Origin of the sequence: Roseomonas sp. BN140053, from assembly GCF_047690175.1 — a bacterium.
Taxonomy (GTDB): Bacteria; Pseudomonadota; Alphaproteobacteria; order Acetobacterales; family Acetobacteraceae; genus Roseomonas.
Genome location: NZ_JBLLEB010000096.1, coordinates 1 through 1,025 on the forward strand (window position 1 = coordinate 1; position 1,025 = coordinate 1,025).

1 protein-coding gene and 1 pseudogene are annotated in these 1,025 nt (G+C 66.3%); both read left to right on the plus strand.

Annotated elements, in window-relative coordinates:
* The first annotated feature begins 78 nt into the window (after positions 1-78).
* Positions 79-429 carry a transposase gene (locus ACLIBK_RS25560; RefSeq protein ID WP_415390117.1) on the plus strand — a complete coding sequence of 117 codons (351 nt, stop codon included), beginning with the start codon at positions 79-81 and terminating at the stop codon, positions 427-429.
* Positions 417-1,025: pseudogene (locus tag ACLIBK_RS25565) on the plus strand (IS3 family transposase); the annotation flags it as partial. The gene ACLIBK_RS25560 and the pseudogene ACLIBK_RS25565, both read left to right, overlap by 13 nt.

The window sequence follows — 1,025 nt, forward strand, 5'->3', positions numbered from 1 at the left end:
TGGAGTGCGCCCCTCCTGGTGGACGGCTTGGGCGAAATGGATTGACCTCTCTGGCTGGGCTTCCGGAGGATGGAAGTCATGGCACGGCACCGTTCCCACAGTGTCGCATTCAAGCGGCAGGTGGCCGAGGAGTTCATCGCGGGCGAGACCCTGCACGCCTTGTCCAAGAGGCACGACATTTCGCGCCAGCTGATCCGGATCTGGGTCGGCAAGTTCGAGGCCGGTGCCCTGGATGAGGACGCCCAGGCAGCCGATCTGATCCAGGAGTACGAGGCCAGGATCGCGGCACTGGAGCGGATGGTCGGACGGCAGGCGCTGGAGCTCGAGCTGCTAAAGGGGGCTTTGAAGCATGGTCCCCGGCCGAAAGGCGCGAGTACCTCCGTCGTCACCGGCCCGCCGGCCTCTCCGTCGCCCGGGGGTGCGAGGTGATGGGGCTCTCGCGATCCACCTTCTACGACGCGGCTCCCGCTCTATTGGAGGAGGGAAGCCTGTTGGCCCGGATCGGCGTCATCTGCGACGAGTTCGAGTGCTACGGCTACCGCCGGGTCGGGGCGGCGCTCCGTCACCAGGGTATCGTGGTGAACGGCAAGAAGCTCCGGCGTTTGATGCGCGAGCACGGCCTGCAGCCCAAGAAACGCCGCCGTTACATAGTAACGACGGACAGCGATCATGGCGGGCCAATCTACCCGGACCTCGCGAGGGATCTCGCCCCCAATCGCCCCAACCAGCTGTGGGTCGCGGACCTGACCTACGTGGCCATCCCGGGTGGCTTCGTCTACCTGGCCGCCGTCCTGGACGCCTGGTCACGCAAGGTGGTCGGCTACGCCATCAGCCGATCCATGGACGCCCGGATTGCCGTGGCGGCGCTGAAGGCTGCCATCCGGAACCGCGCGCCACCGAAGGGCTGCATTCACCATTCCGACCGCGGGTCGCAATACGCATCCGAGGCCTATCGCGAGCTGCTCGCCGCCCACGACCTGACGGGGTCGATGAGCCGACGGGGTAATCCCTATGACAACGCCAAG